The organism is Streptococcus sp. SP8 (assembly GCF_030440045.1).
GTDB classification, from domain to species: domain Bacteria; phylum Bacillota; class Bacilli; order Lactobacillales; family Streptococcaceae; genus Streptococcus; species Streptococcus parasanguinis_I.
Genome location: NZ_JAQFJL010000005.1, coordinates 25,953 through 44,497, shown reverse-complemented (window position 1 = coordinate 44,497; position 18,545 = coordinate 25,953). Strand labels below are relative to the sequence as shown.

Here is an 18,545-nt window from a genome sequence, read left to right as displayed (position 1 = left end):
TCCATAAAATTGAGGCTGAAACATCATCTCAGCCCCATTTGATTAGTGGTTTGCTTTGTTTTTGGAGATACTCCGAGATTTACCTTCCAAGTAAACCATTAAAATAGAGATATCCGCTGGATTGACACCTGAGATACGACTTGCTTGACCAATCGTTTCTGGATTAATTAATTTAAATTTTTGACGCGCTTCGGTTGCAATAGAGTCAATATCATCCCAGTCAATATTCGCAGGAATTCGTTTTTCTTCCATACGCTTCATTTTTTCGACTTGGTCCATTGCTTTTGAGATATAGCCTTCGTATTTAATTTCAGTTTCAATCAATTCAATGATTTTATCATCCAGTTCTTCAGCTGCAGGACCGATAAATTCTACCACATCTTGGTAAGAGACTTCTGGTCGTCGCAAGAATTCTTTAGCAGTGACAGCATCTGTCAATGGTTTAAAGCCCATTGCAGCAATCTTTTCATTGGTTTCCTTTACAGGCTTTAACTTAATACTATCTAAACGCTTCATCTCGTTTTCAAACTGATACTTCTTGGTTTCGAAACGTTGCCAACGTTCATCATCTACCAATCCAATTGCTCGTCCCATTTCTGTCAAGCGCATATCGGCATTATCATGACGCAAAATCAGACGGTATTCTGCACGGCTTGTTAACAAACGATACGGTTCGATCGTTCCCTTTGTTACCAAATCATCGATCATGACCCCAATATAACCATCACTGCGTTTCAAAATGAGTTCTGGTTTTCCTTGGATTTTTAGAGCCGCATTGATCCCTGCAATAATTCCTTGACCAGCAGCTTCCTCATAGCCAGACGTTCCATTGGTTTGGCCAGCTGTAAAGAGACCTGAAATTTTCTTGGTTTCTAAAGTTGCGCGCAATTGATGAGGCAAAACCATATCATACTCAATCGCATAACCCGTTCGCATCATTTCTGCCTTCTCAAGCCCCTTAATAGAATGGACGAGATCCCGTTGAACATCCTCTGGTAAACTCGTTGACAGCCCTTGAACATAGACTTCTTCTGTATTTCGTCCCTCAGGTTCTAAGAATAGTTGATGACGCTCTTTGTCAGCAAAACGGACAATTTTATCCTCAATGGATGGACAATAGCGAGGACCTACTCCCTTTACAACCCCTGTAAACATAGGTGCCCGGTGTAAATTATTCTGGATAATTTCATGGCTATGCCCATTCGTATAAGTCAACCAACAAGGAACCTGATCCTTTACATAATCTTCATCACGCGATGTATAAGAAAAATGATTTGGAGCTTCATCTCCAGGTTGAATTTCCGTTTCGTCATAATTAATTGACGATGCCTTTACACGAGGTGGTGTCCCTGTTTTGAAACGTCCAATTTCTAATCCTAGTTGTTTGAGATTATCGGCCAAATTGATAGAAGCTAGACTATGATTAGGTCCTGACGAATACTTGAGATCTCCAATGATAATTTCTCCGCGCAAAGCTGTCCCAGTAGTGACAATAACAGCCTTTGCCCCATACTCTTGGTGAGTGGCAGTCCTTACACCAACAACCTTACCATTCTCCACCAAAATCTCATCAATCATAGTTTGGCGAAGAGTTAAATTTTCTTGGTTTTCAACCGTTTTCCGCATTTCTTTTGAGTAAAGTTCTTTATCTGCTTGAGCCCGAAGTGCACGAACCGCAGGACCTTTACCAGTATTGAGCATTTTCATTTGGATGTAGGTCTTGTCGATATTCTTCGCCATTTCTCCACCGAGGGCATCGACTTCACGCACGACAATCCCCTTAGCAGAACCACCAATAGAGGGATTACAAGGCATAAAAGCCAGCATTTCAATGTTAATAGTCGCAAGTAAGACCTTACAACCCATACGACTAGCAGCTAGAGAGGCTTCTACTCCCGCATGCCCCGCACCGATTACAATGATATCGTATTCTTCTATAAAGTTATTATTCATTCTATTTCTCCTATTTCTCAAGATGGATGTGTCGTAATTTTCCGTCCCAGTCTGGTAGGGCTGATTTTAAAAAAGCCGGTTTCAGGTCAACAGTATGTAATTCATCTAAAGCAATCCAACGGCAAGGTAATTGCTTTGTATCTTCCTGCATGACCAAAGGTGCATCTTCCAGCAAGTCCACAAAATAATGAAATTCAATGTTATGGTAGTGGATTCCAGCTTGTTCAAAGTGATTTTCAACCACGAAAGCTAGTGGACCTGCTTTAGATGTAACACCAAGTTCCTCTTTTACTTCCCGAACTACAGCATCTTCTGTAGTTTCATTGACTTGAATAGCACCTCCGATTGTATAACAGCCGTCCTCATCTTCTATGACGAACAAGCGATTATCTTTTACAATCAAAGCAGTCGCTCTCACACCAAAAACAGTAGAACCTATTTTCGTCCGAAAATCCTGTTGCCTCATTTTACTTCCTTTCGAAATCACACAAAAATAGTCAAAACTCTGAGAAGTGCAGGACAAAAAAGCCTACAACATCCATGAGCTTTGACCATCATTTCTATTGCTTTTATCATTGTAGCAAATTGAGAAAATTTGTCAATTTAAATATACTAAGACTGACGGATTGCTTCAAAAACTCCTTTGTCAATCTCAACTGGATCAGAGAATGCATCTAGAACAATCCCTCTCACTGGAAACTTTCCTATCCTTTCTGCAGTAAATAAACAGTCCGTAAAAGGTAATTGCAGCCAAGAAAAACGATCGTAATAATCTTTAGGAATATCCTGTTCCGTCAAGAAACAAGGATAAAAGTAGTCGTCTCCCTTTCGTAGAATATCCGGTTTTAGACGAATACCTTCTTGTTCGTCACTCCCATCCATTAAAGAAGCATTAAAGGGAACCCAAACTTTAGATTTCTTCAATTCCTTGAACAAAGCTTCAATTGACTCCGTCGTTTTTTCCCTCAAATATTGTTTCTTATAATCAGAGATAGTCTTTGTGTTCTCTATTTTTTTCTTAAAGAACTGAAACACTTTCGTTCCTCCTAGAAAATTCTAAATATACTGACAAACTTTTCCATCCCGATAAGCATTGTCAATCAAGCCACCGCCTAGACACTCTTCACCGTCGTAAAAAACAACAGCTTGTCCTGGTGTAATGGCTCGTTGAGGTTCTGCAAAAACCACTTCTGCCTTGTCACCTTTAACGTGTACAGTTACCTTAGAATCTGGTTGACGATAGCGGAACTTAGCTGTACACTCTAATGTAAACTCTTCTGGCATATCTCGTGTAAAGTGAACTTGACTAGCCTGTAAACTTGTTGACATCAATGCTTCATGGTAGAAGCCTTGACCGACATAAAGAATATTTTGACTGAGGTCTTTCCCAACTACAAACCATGGAGCATTGTCTCCACCTTGTTGGCCACCAATTCCAAGTCCACCCCGTTGACCGATTGTGTAATACATCAAACCAGCATGTTCACCCATATCTCGTCCATCGATGGTCATCATTCGACCTGGTTGGGCAGGAAGGTAGTTCCCTAGAAATTCTTTGAAATTCTTTTCTCCGATAAAGCAAATTCCAGTTGAGTCTTTCTTTTTAGCTGTTGCCAATCCAGCTTCTTCAGCTAGACGGCGAACCTCAGGCTTTTCCAAATGTCCCAATGGGAACATGGTTTTTTGAAGTTGTTCTTGTGACAGTTGGCTTAAGAAATAAGTTTGATCCTTCCCGTTGTCAACGCCACGTAACATATGGACAATGCCATCCTCATCACGCGCCACACGCGCATAGTGCCCTGTCGCTACATAATCTGCACCGAGTGTCATAGCATAATCTAAAAAGGCCTTAAATTTGATTTCCTTATTACACATGACATCCGGATTTGGTGTTCGACCAGCTCGGTATTCGGCAAGGAAATATTCAAAGACACGATCCCAGTATTCTTTCTCAAAGTTGACAGAATAGTAAGGAATGCCAATTTGGTCTGCAACCGCTGCTACATCTTTGTAATCTTCTGTAGCTGTACAGATGCCATTTTCGTCTGTGTCGTCCCAGTTTTTCATGAAGATACCGATGACATCGTAACCCTGTTGCTTTAATAATAAAGCTGTTACAGATGAATCCACACCACCACTCATACCAACAACAACACGTGTTTTCGAGTTATCACTCATAGATTTCTCCCATCTTTTCGTTTCTCACGATTGAAGGTCGTGGTTTGCTTCAACGATTGAAGGTCGTTTTGAGCAGTTACCATTTTAACACGCTTTATATTAGAAAACAAGCATCTTACTATTCTTTTTGTTGATCAGGATCGATGGGTTTACAAGTCTGTAAATTTAAAAAGAGTCCTATTCAAGAACTCTTTTTAAACGAATTTAATACCAGCCATTTGCCAACCAGAAATTTTTAGCTGCTGACCATGATCCATAACGGTTGACAACATATTGATTGGCTACTTTTTCTTGGTTTGCAGGTGATAAATCACCATTCAAATAAGTGATAGTCAATTGGTAACGGCCATAATATTGGCCATTTTGTGCTGTATAGCTACCACTTGACTCTTTTTGGGCAATCCATTCCTTAGCAGCTGCATCTTCCGCACTCAAGCCATCTGAAGCAGAGACAGTAGTTGTTGCTTGTGTAGTATCAGTTTTACTAGCAGGAGCTTGCTCCGTGGTTTTCTGCGTTGTATTTGCATCTTCAATCTCAAGAACTTGACCAACTGAGATGAGATTCACGTTACTAATCTTATTTTTCTTAGCAATCGCATCAACCGTTGTGTTCTTCTCTTTAGCAATAGCTGATAAAGTATCACCTGATTTTACAGTATAAGAATCTGCATTCGCTACAATTGGAAGGAAAAGTCCTGCAAGTAAACTAAGTCCAATAATTCGTTTCATCATTTGTTTTTTATTCATTATTATGTACTCCTTTATTGGTATACCTCTATACTACACAAGAAATATTTCATATTTATTGAAATAATGTGTCAAATATTTCAGTCAGATGTTAGAAATACTAAAAATCCAGGATAATATAAATGCTTTAAGCCCCCTTTAAGATTTCTCAGATATTTCGGGAAAAATAGAAGAAATCATCAGCCATATCTGATATAATGAAGTAAAGTGATCACAAAGGAGCAGAGCATGAACTCTTTAAAATTCCAATCAGTTTTTGATATTATTGGACCTGTGATGATCGGCCCATCCAGTAGTCACACTGCAGGTGCTGTTCGAATTGGTAAAATTGTTTCTTCTATCTTTGGAGAGGAACCAAAAGAAGTTGAGTTCCAATTATTTAATTCCTTCGCCAAAACCTATCGTGGTCATGGAACAGATTTAGCCTTAGTAGCGGGCATCTTAGGAATGGACACAGATGATCCTAGAATCCCAGATAGTCTAAAAATTGCACATGAACGAGGCATTCGGATTGTTTGGTCTATTCAAAAAGAAAGCAATGCTCCTCACCCAAATACAACGACTATTACTGTTAAAAATGATCATAAAACGATTTCTGTCACTGGAATCTCAATTGGTGGTGGGAACATACAGGTTACTGAGTTAAATGGCTTTGCCATCTCGCTAAATATGAATACTCCAACCATTATCATTGTTCACCAGGACGTCCCTGGAATGATCGCTCATGTGACAGAAGCTCTTTCTCGCTATGATATTAACATTGCACAAATGAATGTAACACGGGAAAAAGCTGGAGAAAAAGCGATTATGATTATAGAAGTTGACTCAAGAAGTTGTGAAGCAGCGATCGAAGATATCCGTAAAATTCCTCATCTTCATAATGTCAACTTTTTCAAATAAGGAGTTCATATGTTTTATTCAATTGTAGACCTCGTAGAACAAGCAAGCACACAATACGAAGGAAACGTCGCAGAGTTAATGATTGCAACTGAATTTGAACTAACCGGTCGTGAACGAGAAGAAGTCCTACGATTAATGACCCGTAATTTAGAAGTGATGATTGATTCTGTAAAGTTAGGGTTAAATGAAAACCACTCTCGTAGTGGGTTAACCGGTGGGGATGCCGCAAAATTAGATCGCTATATCAAATCAGGAAAAACGTTATCTGACTTGACCGTCCTAACCGCAGCGAAGAATGCTATTGCTGTCAACGAACACAATGCTAAGATGGGACTGGTCTGCGCAACACCCACTGCAGGATCTGCTGGCTGCCTCCCCGCAGTTCTCACTGCAGCAACTCAAAAATTAGGGTTAAACCGTCAGCAACAATTAGATTTTCTACTGACAGCTGGAGCTTTTGGTTTAGTGATCGCAAATAATGCTTCTATTTCAGGTGCAGAAGGTGGTTGTCAAGCAGAAGTTGGTTCTGCTTCAGCTATGAGTGCAGCAGCATTGACACTAGCTGCTGGGGGAACTCCTTATCAAGCGAGTCAAGCAGTCTGTTTTGTCATCAAAAACATGCTTGGGCTCATTTGTGATCCAGTAGCAGGACTCGTGGAAGTTCCATGTGTTAAACGGAACGCAATGGGAGCTAGCTATGCCTTCATTGCTGCTGATATGGCCTTAGCAGGTATTGAATCAAAAATACCTGTTGATGAAGTGATTGACGCCATGTACCAAGTTGGATCTAGTCTTCCGACTGCCTTTAGAGAAACAGCTGAAGGAGGATTGGCAGCAACACCAACCGGACGTAGATTACAAAAAGAGATATTTGGAGAATAACATGCAAGCCTTATTTTTTGATTTAGATGGAACATTAGTTGACAGTTCCAAGGGAATTACAGAGAGCTTTCAACATACATTCGATACTTTGAAGGTTCCTCAACCCGATCTCAAAACTATCCGTAGTTTTATGGGACCACCTTTGATTTCTAGTTTTGAAGCTACCCTTCCTGAAACTTTGGTAGATCAAGCAGTGATGATCTATCGCCAGTATTATCATGAAAAAGGTCAATACAAATCAACTCTGTTTCCTCAGATAGTAGAAGCTTTGAAAGCATTACAAGACGAAAACATTCCTCTTTATGTAACTACTTCAAAACATGAACCAGTTGCTTTACAGATGTGTCAAGATTTAGGTATCGATAAATACTTTAAAGGAATTTATGGATCAAATTCAGATCGTATCCACAAAGCCGATGTCATTCGATACGCCTTGTCAAGCAATGACCTTCCAAAAGAGGAGACAGTGATTATTGGAGACACAAAATTTGACCTCATTGGAGGTCAAACAGTTGGCATAAAAACCATGGCCGTCACTTGGGGATTTGGAGATCTTGAAGAGCTACTTCTTTACTCACCAGATTTTATTTGTCACTCTCCACTTGACATTCTTGAGACATTAAAAAAATAGGTTTACAAGTTGTAAACCTATTTTTTTAATAACCCCAAGCTGATAAACCTTGTGAGCTATATGCATTGTATGCAGCCTGGATTTGATCATCAACTGTTGCAGTTGAACCCCAACCTGGCATTGTTTGGAACAAACCACTGGCACCAGAAGCATTTGCTGCATTTACTTGACCATTTGATTCACGGGCAATAATTGCTTCCCAAGTAGAAGCAGGTACACCAGTCATTTCAGCCATACGAGCAGCTGCATAAGATCCTTGTTCTCCAGCAGTATTCCCATTTGATAGAACAATTCCACCATTTGTTGATTGTGCAGAAGTCACTGCAGCATTTGCTGCATAAGTTGTTTGTTTTTGAGCAGTTTGTGCAGTTGCTGTAGTTGCACTTTCAGCAGGTTTTGCTTGCTCTTGTGGAGCAACTTTATCAATCATAGATTTTGAACGCTCACCTAACTCAATAATTTGTCCTGCATAGATCAAATCTTCATTGGTCAGATTGTTAGATGCAATAATATTTTCTACTGAAGTGTTATTTTCTAGTGCAATTTTTGATAGAGTATCTCCAGACTTCACTTCGTAAGTTTCAGCATTCACTGTAGCAATACCAGAAATGAAAAGTGATGCTGCTGAAAGTAGGGAAGTGACTGTCCATTGGAACTTTTTACTGTTCATGAATTCTATTCTCCTTTCGAACATAATTCTATCATACACACAAAATGTTACAGTTTATTGTAGAATATATTACAAATGTTACAAGAATATGTGAATTTAATGTAAAAAGCGCTTTGTATAGCGCTTTTTCCTTATTTTTGAACCAATACAACTAGCTCTATCCATTTTTTAGATAAAAAACTATCAACATGAGGCACAGAATAACGAGCAATGCCAGGGTATCTTTTACTCCCCACTGCAGAGTCCGATAGCGTGTTCGTCCTTCACCGCCTTTGTACCCTCTCGCTTCCATCGCAATTGCTAATGCATCTGCGCGTTTAAAACTTGAGGCAAACAAAGGAATGAGAATCGGAATGAAGGAACGGATCCTTTTTAATAGATTTCCTTCACCAAAATCAACACCACGCGCCCTTTGCGCATTCATGATTCGATTCGTATCATCCACTAAAGTTGGAACAAAGCGCAAACTCATAGATAGCATTAACCCAATCTCATGTGCTGGAACTTTAATAATTTTTAGTGGTGTGAGGATCTTTTCAACAGCATCTGCTAAACTCAATGGTGTCGTCGTCACGGTTAAAATCGTCGAATAAAAAATGATTAAAATAAATCTACAAAATATGATGGCGGCTTGCATCAATCCTTGGTCGGTTAATTTAAAAAACCACCATTGATACAAAATAGTTCCTTGAGAGGTCGCAAATAATTGAAAAATGGTTGTAAAAGCAATGATAAAAATCATTGATTTTAAACCTTTAATATAAAAACTAACCGAAATCCTCGTTAGATACATTAAAACAAAAATAAAACCAAAGAGAAGAACATTTGTCTGGATATTATTTGCCCAAAACAGAAGAAATATGAATAAAAACATTGAGAGCAACTTCCCACGAGGATCTAGTTGGTGGATAATGGAGTTTCCAGGAATATACCTTCCCAAAATCATATTATTCATGAAGTAACAGCTCCTTTAGTTCCTCAATTTTGATTGGTAGTCTGTCCAGAGGAAGTCCTCTTCGTTTCAATTGAAGAGCAAAATTCGTAATTTGTGGGACTCCTAATTGAAGTTTTTGTAAATACTCAACCTGTTGAAACACTTCCCTTGGGGATCCGTTTAGGACAAGTTTTCCCGCTTCTAAAGCAAATACAGTATCAGCAAAATTTGCTACATCATCCATCGTATGAGTTACCAGAACTAGGGTCATCCCATTTTTATGTAATGTCTCAAACAGCGCCATCAATTCCTTTCTTCCAGCAGGATCTAGACCTGCTGTTGGCTCGTCCAATACTAAAATCTCTGGTTCGATAGCTAAAATACCTGCGATCGCAACCCGTCTCATCTGTCCACCAGATAGTTCAAATGGACTTTTATCATAGATAGACTCTTCTAAACCAACGATCGCTAATTTTTCTTTGGCTATTTCCTCCGCTTTGTCCTTAGGTACCCCAAAATTCTGTGGTCCAAAGGCTACATCAGCTAGAACGGTTTCTGCAAACAGCTGACTTTCTGGAAATTGAAAAACCAAACCAACCTTTTTTCTCAGGTACTTCATTTCTTTTGGCTCAGAATGATTATCTAAAACAAAATCTTCAAATTGAATCGTTCCTTTAGTCGGACGCAGTAAACCATTTAGTAATTGCAACAAAGTAGACTTGCCACTACCAGTATGTCCGATAATGGCTGTATAAGATCCATCTTTTATTTCCAAACTAATATCAGAAAGCGCCTGCCCTTCAAAAGGACTTCCCTCTTGATAAGTATAATAGACATTCTTTAAAGAGATTCCCATAATTGGTCTAATAACTCACTTTCTGTTAGATAATCCTGTTTTAGCGGAAAATGCGAGCTGAGAGATTCTTGAACCTGCTTACTAAAAGGCTTATCTAGTCCAATCTCATTGAGGTCATTTCTTGAAAACAATTCCCGCGGCGTCATAGAAGACTCTAGTTTTCCTTTTTGAAACACGAGTGTTCGATCACTTAAGGCAATTTCGGTTAAATCATGGGTAATGGAGATAATTGTTAATTGAAATTTTTTCTGAAGTTCTCTCATTACCGCCATTAGATCCTCTCTACCTTCTGGATCTAACATACTAGTTGCTTCATCAAGGATAATAATCGTTGGTCTCAAGGCGATAATACCTGCTATGGCCACCCGTTGCTTTTGACCACCTGACAAACGAGATGGTTCGCGATCTTTAAACTCCAGCATACCAACTTGCTCAATAGCCTTCTCCACACGTTGAAACATTTCTTCCCGTGGAATTCCTTGATTTTCTAAACCAAAGGCAACATCATCTTCTACTGTCGCACCAACAAATTGGTTATCAGGATTCTGAAATACAATCCCAATTTTACTACGGATTTCCCATATGGTTTCACGAGTCAGTTGTTTTCCATCAATGTAAATCTCACCAGACTCAGCTTCCAAAAGACCATCAATCAGGCGTACAACTGTAGATTTCCCACTACCATTGTGTCCAACAATCGAAAGCCACTCTCCTTGTTTCACGTGAAACGAAACCGTGTCAATTTGATACTCTTCTACTGTTTTATCGTATCGAAAGGATACATTTTTTAGCTCAATCATCTGTTTCATTTATTTAAATGTGTCTTTAAAGAGATAGCTACTTCCCTTAAAGTAGTCGTAACCAGAATAAATTGTGAAAATCAATGCAATATAAAGCAACACTTGCCCTGGAAGAGTCCAATGGCAAAGCAAAAAGATAATGGCAAACATTTGGCTAAAGGTTTTAATTTTTCCAGGCATGGCTGCAGCAAGAACTGTACCACCTGTCTCAACAAGTAGAAGACGCAAACCAGTAACAGCTAACTCACGACAAATGATAACGGCTGCAATCCAAGCAGGAACCATTTTTAATTCAATCATCATGATAAAGGCTGACATGACCAATAATTTATCTGCCATTGGATCGGCAAATTTACCAAAATTACTCACTACATTCCATTTTCGTGCAAGAAAGCCATCTAAATAATCTGTAATACTAGCAATTGCAAAAATAACTGCCGCTACAATATGTCCTAAGTAAGAGTGACTTAAACTTAAAATGGCAATAAAAATAGGAATCATCACAACCCGAATTAATGTCAATGCATTAGGAATATTTTCTTTTTTCATACTTCCTCCAAAAAATAAACTATCTTTACATCTATTTTACAGATGCTGTAAACTCATAAAAATATACGATATAAATCACAAAACCAAGAATGACAAAACTAACTAGTAGATAATACAGGATTGGTAACCAGCTCGCTTTCTGTCTTAATTTTCTTGAATGAAGCTCTTCGTCATCTACAAGTATCTCTTCATCAAATAACAATTCTTTTCCTTCACGAAAAGCTGTCAATAGGATGGACTCATCTAATCCCAAAGCCCATGCTAATTTTTTAAGATAGATCTGAGCGTAAAAGGGACTCGGTAATAGATCAAACTCATCGTTTTCCAACGCTTCTATATAAGGAATTTCAATAGCTGTCTTATTTGACACATCCTGTAAACTTAAGTGTAAATTTACTCTTGACAGTCTTAACACTTGACCAATCGTTCTCTTCTTCATGTTTCCCCTTCTTGATACATTGTTTACTACTTTTGAAAAATCATATAGTCAACCATCTCAGCCCGTTCGATGAACTGACGCCCTAATTTGATGATATCTTGTAAACTAATACCTTGTAAAATCTTTGGAAGATCATAAGAAGTGCTACCGTCTGAAAAATATTCAAACTGAGTGGCACTATACTCAAGCGAATTTAAACCTTGTAAGAAATCACCAAACATTTCGCTTTTAATCGTATCCAAATGTTCCTGATTGACATCTGGATCCTTCTCAAATTGTTTGATTGCTGACCTAAATTGATGAGATAAGGACACCGGTTCTTGAGTATCCATTGTCAAAATAACGAAATGAAATAATTCCTCAACCTCGACTTCAAGTGTCAATGAGTTGTCAATCTTCCCAGCTTCATATAAACTTTGAAACCGTTGCGAAGTCCAACCAAACATCATCGAAAATAGTAATTTCAACATCAATTTATAACGAAATTTTTCCTCTTTCTTAATGATATCATTTCCTCGAATTCCAATTGCCAACTTCGGAGTAGCAACTTCCATTCTACAAGATTGATTCAATCTTACTTCATTTTTTTCTACAGGAAAACGTTCTAACTCCACAGATGGATGAGGAGGAACTAGATCATATTTCTTTACTACTTGCAATACTTCATCAACATCAAAGTTTCCGATCACTAATAAGTGCATTTGAGAGGGATGATAGAATAGATCAAAGTTTTCACGGAGATTATCTATTGTAATGTTGGAAATAGACTCCCTAGTCCCAGCAATATCATCTGCTAACGGTGTTCCAGGATATAAATTTTCTAAAGCACCAAAAAATAATCGATAGTCTGGACTATCTTGATACATTCCAATTTCTTGTTGAATGATTTCTCTTTCCTTAGATACAGATTTTTCTGTAAAGGAAGCCTTTGAAACCATCTCCAATAACAATTGAATATTCTCAGGGACTTTTGAAGTTGTTGAGAAAAGATAACTTGTCTTTGTAAAGCTTGTAAAGGCATTACTTTCCGATCCTAAATGAACGAATTTTTTTAAATAATCTTGACCATTTTCATCTTCAAATACTTTGTGTTCTAGGAAATGAGCAATTCCTGCAGGATATTGCCTTTCATCACCATTCACTAGAATTCGTGTATCCACTGAGCCAAACTTAGTTGTGATTATTCCATAGGTTTCATAATAATCTTCTTTGGGAATTAAATGAATAGTCAACCCATTTGACAAGCGTGTAAAGTAAACTTGCTCACCAACTGATTCATAATATTTTTCTTTAATTTTCAATCTTTACACTACTTTCCTTCCATAAAATAAACAGACTGTAAATTAATTGTTTTTGCCACTTCAATAATTTCTTCTCTACTAACCTTATCGATGGACTCTAACCACTCTTCTAAAGAAAGGACTTTCTTTCCTAGGATCGTTTTCAGATATTCCCTTTCAATCAAGGTATTTTGCCGATCCTGTGCTAATAAGGTCGTATTCACCAACATTTCTTTTGTCAATTGAAGCTCTGACTCTGTAAACTTGCCTCGTTTTAAATCATTCAACTGTCGCATAATCAAGGTCATTACTTTCGTACGAGATTCCTTATCAATACCTGCAAAAACTCTCATGAAGCCTGTAAAAATATCAAAATGGCTTGAGATAGTATAAGCAAGGCCTTCTTTCTCACGTATTATTTGAAAAAGTCTCGAATGCGAGAAAGCTCCCAGCATCCCATTTAATACAACTAGAGGGATATGGAGAGATTCTCCATACTGGGTAGAAAAATGATAACCTAATTCTAAAATAGATTGTTGGTTTTGTTTTTGCTCTAACTTTTCTCTTACAACATTTGTAAAAGGTTGTTGATAGGTGACAGACAAATTGTTATCACGTGGCTTGAATTCAAACTGGTTCACTCGATCCACAATAGCGACCTCATTAAAGTCACCTATGAAAAAGAAGTCAATGTTATCTAATTGGAGCATCTGATGAAACTGTTCAAGAGAACTTTGAGCTGTTTCTTGTCTCACTAAATCAACTTTCCCCAATCTTGACATCCCGATTGTTTCGTCTTCAAAAAATAGTTGATTCAATTGCCCATGTGCATAATAATAAGGCTCTTCAATTTCTGACTCCAAATCGGAAATCGTATTTTTCTTTTCAACGTCAAATGTATCACTGTCAAAGTGATCTTCTACTACCAAAGGTGAAAAGAAGATAGTTTCTATAATGTCCAAAACCTCATCCGTAAGAACATTTTTCTTGCTCAAAAAGTCATCGCGCACAAAGGAAATATTCAAATCAACATAATGAACACGCCCCCTCTTAGAGACTGAGGTTGACAATTCTACCCCATATAGACTCGCTAATTTTTCACGGAATAATTGTGAAGTTGGATATTTTTGATTTGCAGTTTCCATCATACAGGCTACTAAAACACGCGCAGCCACGGTATTTTCATCTAATGGTGATGAAAAACGGACCTTAATTTTATTGGTTTTAAATTTTTTTGATTGAAGAAAGTGAAGATTCACGCCCTTTACTAATTCCATTTTCATCCTCGTTCTACTCAATAGTAACTTTCATTATAACACGAAATCACACTAAAATCCTAATTCAAACTGTGAAAAAGCTCCTCAAATCACTCAACATTCTCTACCCTAGAAAAACTAAAAATATGGTATAATAACACGCAAAGAGGTGAACTATGAATTACAAATTATTTGATGACTTTATTACATTACAAGCAATCTTAAAAGAACTCGGCATTATACAGAGTGGTGGTGCAATCAAAGCCTTTCTTCAAGAAAAAGAAGTCTTTGTGAATGGTGAATTAGAACAACGGAGAGGCCGTAAACTTCGTGTCAATGATCAGATTGACATTCCTGAACTGAGCATGACTATCACCATTCTTGAACCTTCTCAAGAAGAAATAGAAGAACATCTTAAAGAGAAGGAAGAAAAGGAACGTGTTGCTAAACTTGTCAAGCAACTCAATCAACAACAAAAGAAACAACCGACAAAGACTAACAAAAAAGAAAAAGCAATTCGCTTTCCTGGTATCTCCTAATGTGGTTAAAACACTTATCCATTCAACATTTTCGTAATTATCAAGAACTAGAAGTCGAGTTTCATCCTGGATTAAATATTTTCCTAGGTCAAAATGCTCAAGGAAAGACCAATATTCTCGAATCAATTTATTTTCTAGCTTTAACCAGAAGTCATCGAACACGAAATGATAGAGATCTCATCTATTTTGAATCCACCGATTTTAAAGTTTCTGGTCAATTGCAAAGAGAAACTGGTCCCCTTCCATTAGAAATTTCCTTGACACCAAAAGGTCGGATAACTAAGGTAAATCATTTGAAACAAGCCAAATTATCAAACTATATTGGCCATATGAATGTTGTCCTTTTCGCACCCGAAGATTTGCAACTGATCAAAGGATCACCTGCAGGGCGTCGAAAGTTTATTGACATTGAATTAGGTCAGATGAAACCTCTCTATTTATCCGACTTATCTCAATACAACCATGTACTGAAACAAAGAAACAGTTATCTAAAAAATTCGGAAAAAATTGATGCTACATTTTTGGAGGTCTTAGATTCACAACTAGCTAATTTTGGAAGTCGCGTCATCCATCATCGGCTTGAGTTTATTAAAAAATTAGAAGCTAAAGCAGAAGAAAAACACACTCGACTTTCTGACAACAAAGAAGACCTATCGATTCAATATCAGTCAACTGTTTTTTCTGAAGAAGGAAATGATATAGAAGAGCAGTTTCTCTCTATGTTGGAAAAAAACCGTCAGAAGGATATTTTTAGGAAAACAACAAGTATTGGGCCTCACAGGGATGATTTGGCATTTTTTATCAATAATATGAATGCTACCTTTGGTAGTCAGGGCCAGCATCGAAGTGTTGTTCTCTCTCTAAAATTAGCAGAAATTGAATTGATGGAAGAAATCACAAGAGAAAAGCCTATTTTATTACTTGACGATGTCATGAGCGAACTTGACAATTATCGTCAACTTCAACTACTTGAAACCATCTCTAATAATATTCAAACATTTATTACAACGACCACTCTCGATCATTTAAAAGACCTGCCTGAAGAGTTGAAAATTTTCACTGTTCAAGCCGGTCATATCAAAACAGCATCTTGACAGAATTGTCAAGATGCTGTTATTTTTGTTTACAAATGTGTAAATTTATTGTGCTGAGTAGTTAGGAGCCTCGTTTGTGATTTGCACATCATGAGGATGGCTTTCTTTCAATCCTGCACCACTCATTTCAACAAATTGTGCATGATCATGTAAATCTTGAATGGTTGCTGCACCAACATAACCCATACCTGAACGAATACCACCGATCATTTGGAATACCATATCTGCTACAGAACCTTTATAAGCAACACGTCCCTCAATTCCTTCAGGAACCAATTTATTGGCTTCATTGACAGATCCTTGGAAGTAACGGTCGCTAGAACCTTTCTTCATTGCTGCAATAGATCCCATACCACGGTATGTTTTAAATTTACGACCTTGGAAGATTTCTGTTTCACCTGGTGCTTCATCTGTACCTGCAAGCATTGAGCCAAGCATAACCGCGTTTCCACCAGCTGCTAGTGCTTTGACAATATCTCCTGAATACTTGATACCACCATCAGCAATGATCGTTTTTCCATATTCACGAGCTACAGCGGCTGCATCATAAATGGCAGTCACTTGAGGAACACCAACCCCTGCAACAACACGAGTTGTACATATTGATCCTGGACCAATTCCGACCTTAACTACGTCTACCCCTGCATCAAATAATGCACGAGCACCTTCAGCGGTTGCAATATTTCCTGCAATCAAGGTACGATCTGGGAAGTGAGCACGAATTTCTGCAATCTTACGAAGAACACCCGCAGAATGTCCATGAGCAGTATCGATGACAATAGCATCTGCACCAGCTTCAAAAAGAGCTTCTGCACGTTCAAAAGTATCTGAAGTAACCCCTACGGCACCAGCCACAAGCAAACGACCAAATTCATCCTTAGCCGCATTTGGAAACTCAATAACTTTTTCAATATCTTTGATTGTAATCAAGCCAGAAAGACGACCATTTTCATCTACCAATGGTAATTTTTCAATACGGTGCTCTTGTAGAATGCGTTCAGCTGTTTCCAAATCGGTTCCAACCGGTGCAGTTACCAAGTTTTCACTTGTCATATGATTTGAAATGGGTTGATTGTAATCAGAAATAAAACGCAAATCCCGGTTTGTAAGGATACCAACTAATTTACGATTTTCAAGTGTTTCAACAACAGGAACACCACTGATTCGGTATCGTCCCATCAACTCATCTGCTTCTGCAATTGTATGAGACGGAGTCAAATAGAACGGATCAATGATAACCCCATTTTCAGAACGTTTTACTTTGCGTACTTCATCTGCCTGTTGCTCAATTGACATGTTTTTATGGATCACACCAAGTCCACCAGCACGTGCCATAGCAATTGCCATTTGACTTTCAGTCACCGTATCCATAGCAGCAGTAATGATTGGGATATTCAAGCGTAAATTACTTGCTAATTGTGTACTTAAATCTGCATCATTAGGCAATACGTGACTTTCTGCTGGAATCAAAAGCACGTCATCGAATGTAAACCCTTTTTTCAAAAACTTTGTGTCCCAATTAGACATTAGCTGGATCCTCTTTTCTTTTTATTTGAGCAAGGCTCGAATTTTTATTGTTAATATCATACCATTCTATGGCAATTTGTCAATCATTTATTGGTAACTATCAATGAACGGTATAAAATGTTCGCTATTAATGAAGTCGTTTTATTTTTTAAAATAGGTAATTCCCATCGCAGATTTGACTTCATCCAATGTTTGAGCTGCTACATTTCGAGCACGTTCACTTCCTTTTTCAAGAATAGAGTAGACTTCACCCATATCCTTTGCAAATTCAAGGCGTCTTTCACGAATTGGTCTTAATTCACGATCTAAAATTTCTAAAAGATATCGTTTGGTCTTTACATCACCAAGTCCACCACGTTGATAATGTTCTTTCATTTCTGCAATTTCAGCTGAATCTTCTGGACGGCCAAATACATCCAGGTAATGAAACACCATATTGCCTTCGATTTTTCCTGGATCCTCTACTTTAATATGATCCGGATCGGTATACATACTCATCACTTTTTTCTTTAAAGTATCCGCATCATCAGCTAGGTAAATTCCATTATTCAATGATTTAGACATTTTAGCATTTCCATCTAAACCAGGTAAGCGCCCCGCTGCTTCATTTTCAGGATAAATTCCTTCCGGTTCCACCAAAGTATCTGTGTTGTATGCATGATTAAAGGAACGAACAATCTCACGAGTTTGCTCAATCATAGGCTTTTGATCATTTCCTACTGGAACAAAATTCGCTTTAAATGCTGTGATATCGGCTGCTTGTGAAATAGGGTATACCAAAAATCCTGTTGGAATACTCTCACCAAAACCTTTTTGAGAAATCTCGGTTTTTACAGTTGGATTCCTTTCAAGTCGCGCCAAAGATACTAGATTCATGTAATACATGGTCAATTCCGCTAATTCAGGAATCTGACTTTGAATGAAAATCGTAACTTTTTCAGGATCTAGTCCAGCTGCCAGATAATCCAAAGCAACATTACCAATAGATTCTACAATCGTTTTTGGATCTTTTGCATGGTCTGTCAAAGCTTGCTGGTCTGCTAGGAAAACAAACATATTATACTCATCTTTATTTTGCAACAAGACGCGATTTTTTAAAGAACCAACATAGTGGCCAATATGGAGTTTTCCTGTCGGTCTATCTCCTGTCAGAATGATGGGTTTTGTCATACTCTTCTCCTTAATCGTTATCCCTATCATTATAGCACTTTCTAGTTGAAAATGTTAGTCTATCCTCTATGTTTGTAAGGAATTAACACTTTACTAAACTGTCAATTTCGTTTACATCATTGTAAAAACAAATTGACAGT

General features: G+C 37.9%; 20 protein-coding genes. 5 read left to right on the top strand and 15 right to left on the bottom strand.

All coding sequences use genetic code 11. From position 1 onward, the window contains the following. Positions 1-42: 42 nt before the first annotated feature. The 5 genes from mnmG to PCY11_RS05700 form a co-directional block, all read right to left on the bottom strand. Complete coding sequence (gene mnmG / locus PCY11_RS05720) at positions 43-1,953, bottom strand: tRNA uridine-5-carboxymethylaminomethyl(34) synthesis enzyme MnmG (protein ID WP_024056477.1); 1,911 nt, start codon at positions 1,951-1,953, stop codon at positions 43-45. Positions 1,954-1,963: 10 nt separating this feature from the next. After that, positions 1,964-2,419, bottom strand: coding sequence for an NUDIX hydrolase (locus tag PCY11_RS05715; protein WP_024056476.1), 456 nt, complete (start codon positions 2,417-2,419; stop codon positions 1,964-1,966). Positions 2,420-2,565: 146 nt separating this feature from the next. Next, positions 2,566-2,988, bottom strand: coding sequence for an SseB family protein (locus tag PCY11_RS05710; protein ID WP_024056474.1), 423 nt, complete (start codon positions 2,986-2,988; stop codon positions 2,566-2,568). 21 nt (positions 2,989-3,009) lie between these two features. Further along, positions 3,010-4,131, bottom strand: coding sequence for a tRNA 2-thiouridine(34) synthase MnmA (gene mnmA, locus PCY11_RS05705; protein ID WP_024056473.1), 1,122 nt, complete (start codon positions 4,129-4,131; stop codon positions 3,010-3,012). A gap of 204 nt (positions 4,132-4,335) precedes the next feature. Beyond that, complete coding sequence (locus tag PCY11_RS05700) at positions 4,336-4,878, bottom strand: LysM peptidoglycan-binding domain-containing protein (protein ID WP_003009194.1); 543 nt, start codon at positions 4,876-4,878, stop codon at positions 4,336-4,338. A gap of 228 nt (positions 4,879-5,106) precedes the next feature. On the opposite strand from PCY11_RS05700, the gene sdaAB reads away from it, so the two are divergent. Genes sdaAB through PCY11_RS05685 form a run of 3 tightly spaced genes read left to right on the top strand, consistent with a single transcriptional unit; the run spans position 5,107 to position 7,291 of the window. Beyond that, positions 5,107-5,778 carry an L-serine ammonia-lyase, iron-sulfur-dependent subunit beta gene (gene sdaAB, locus PCY11_RS05695; RefSeq protein WP_003002135.1) on the top strand — a complete coding sequence of 224 codons (672 nt, stop codon included), beginning with the start codon at positions 5,107-5,109 and terminating at the stop codon, positions 5,776-5,778. Positions 5,779-5,787: 9 nt separating this feature from the next. Continuing rightward, positions 5,788-6,660: an L-serine ammonia-lyase, iron-sulfur-dependent, subunit alpha gene (gene sdaAA, locus PCY11_RS05690; protein ID WP_003002222.1), complete on the top strand. Its 873-nt coding sequence runs from the start codon at positions 5,788-5,790 to the stop codon at positions 6,658-6,660. A 1-nt stretch (position 6,661) separates the two neighbouring features. Then, positions 6,662-7,291, top strand: a complete 630-nt coding sequence (locus tag PCY11_RS05685; RefSeq protein WP_049522615.1) for an HAD hydrolase-like protein — start codon at positions 6,662-6,664, stop codon at positions 7,289-7,291. A 25-nt stretch (positions 7,292-7,316) separates the two neighbouring features. On the opposite strand, the gene PCY11_RS05680 is transcribed toward PCY11_RS05685, so the two are convergent. The 8 genes from PCY11_RS05680 to PCY11_RS05645 form a co-directional block, all read right to left on the bottom strand. Further along, positions 7,317-7,961 (bottom strand): LysM peptidoglycan-binding domain-containing protein, encoded by a 645-nt coding sequence (locus tag PCY11_RS05680; protein WP_021154150.1) that lies wholly within the window; start codon positions 7,959-7,961, stop codon positions 7,317-7,319. Positions 7,962-8,118: 157 nt separating this feature from the next. Continuing rightward, positions 8,119-8,916, bottom strand: a complete 798-nt coding sequence (locus PCY11_RS05675; RefSeq protein WP_024054768.1) for an energy-coupling factor transporter transmembrane protein EcfT — start codon at positions 8,914-8,916, stop codon at positions 8,119-8,121. After that, the gene (locus PCY11_RS05670) at positions 8,909-9,751 is read right to left on the bottom strand and encodes an energy-coupling factor transporter ATPase (protein ID WP_021154152.1); all 843 of its coding nucleotides are present in this window, start codon (positions 9,749-9,751) and stop codon (positions 8,909-8,911) included. Before PCY11_RS05670 ends, PCY11_RS05675 begins: the two co-directional genes overlap by 8 nt. Further along, positions 9,736-10,560, bottom strand: coding sequence for an energy-coupling factor ABC transporter ATP-binding protein (locus tag PCY11_RS05665; protein ID WP_021154153.1), 825 nt, complete (start codon positions 10,558-10,560; stop codon positions 9,736-9,738). The genes PCY11_RS05670 and PCY11_RS05665 overlap by 16 nt, the downstream gene beginning before the upstream one ends. Next, positions 10,561-11,100, bottom strand: coding sequence for a CDP-diacylglycerol--glycerol-3-phosphate 3-phosphatidyltransferase (gene pgsA / locus PCY11_RS05660; RefSeq protein WP_003009208.1), 540 nt, complete (start codon positions 11,098-11,100; stop codon positions 10,561-10,563). 31 nt (positions 11,101-11,131) lie between these two features. Continuing rightward, positions 11,132-11,539 (bottom strand): helix-turn-helix domain-containing protein, encoded by a 408-nt coding sequence (locus tag PCY11_RS05655; protein ID WP_023919990.1) that lies wholly within the window; start codon positions 11,537-11,539, stop codon positions 11,132-11,134. A 26-nt stretch (positions 11,540-11,565) separates the two neighbouring features. Further along, positions 11,566-12,840 carry a pitrilysin family protein gene (locus PCY11_RS05650; protein ID WP_024054767.1) on the bottom strand — a complete coding sequence of 425 codons (1,275 nt, stop codon included), beginning with the start codon at positions 12,838-12,840 and terminating at the stop codon, positions 11,566-11,568. An 8-nt stretch (positions 12,841-12,848) separates the two neighbouring features. Beyond that, complete coding sequence (locus PCY11_RS05645) at positions 12,849-14,096, bottom strand: pitrilysin family protein (protein WP_049522633.1); 1,248 nt, start codon at positions 14,094-14,096, stop codon at positions 12,849-12,851. Positions 14,097-14,251: 155 nt separating this feature from the next. Between PCY11_RS05645 and yaaA the strand changes: the two genes are divergently transcribed. Together yaaA and recF are read left to right on the top strand one after the other, a co-directional pair. Then, on the top strand, positions 14,252-14,614 hold the full coding sequence (gene yaaA, locus PCY11_RS05640) for a S4 domain-containing protein YaaA (RefSeq protein ID WP_024054765.1): 363 nt from the start codon (positions 14,252-14,254) through the stop codon (positions 14,612-14,614). Further along, entirely contained in the window at positions 14,614-15,708 is a 1,095-nt protein-coding gene (gene recF / locus PCY11_RS05635) for a DNA replication/repair protein RecF (RefSeq protein ID WP_024054764.1), read from the top strand. The genes yaaA and recF overlap by 1 nt, the downstream gene beginning before the upstream one ends. 45 nt (positions 15,709-15,753) lie before the next feature. Here recF and guaB read toward each other — a convergent pair whose 3' ends face one another. After that, positions 15,754-17,235 carry an IMP dehydrogenase gene (gene guaB / locus PCY11_RS05630; protein ID WP_003009220.1) on the bottom strand — a complete coding sequence of 494 codons (1,482 nt, stop codon included), beginning with the start codon at positions 17,233-17,235 and terminating at the stop codon, positions 15,754-15,756. A gap of 141 nt (positions 17,236-17,376) precedes the next feature. Then, complete coding sequence (gene trpS / locus PCY11_RS05625; RefSeq protein ID WP_021154159.1) at positions 17,377-18,405, bottom strand: tryptophan--tRNA ligase; 1,029 nt, start codon at positions 18,403-18,405, stop codon at positions 17,377-17,379. Positions 18,406-18,545 lie beyond the last annotated feature (140 nt).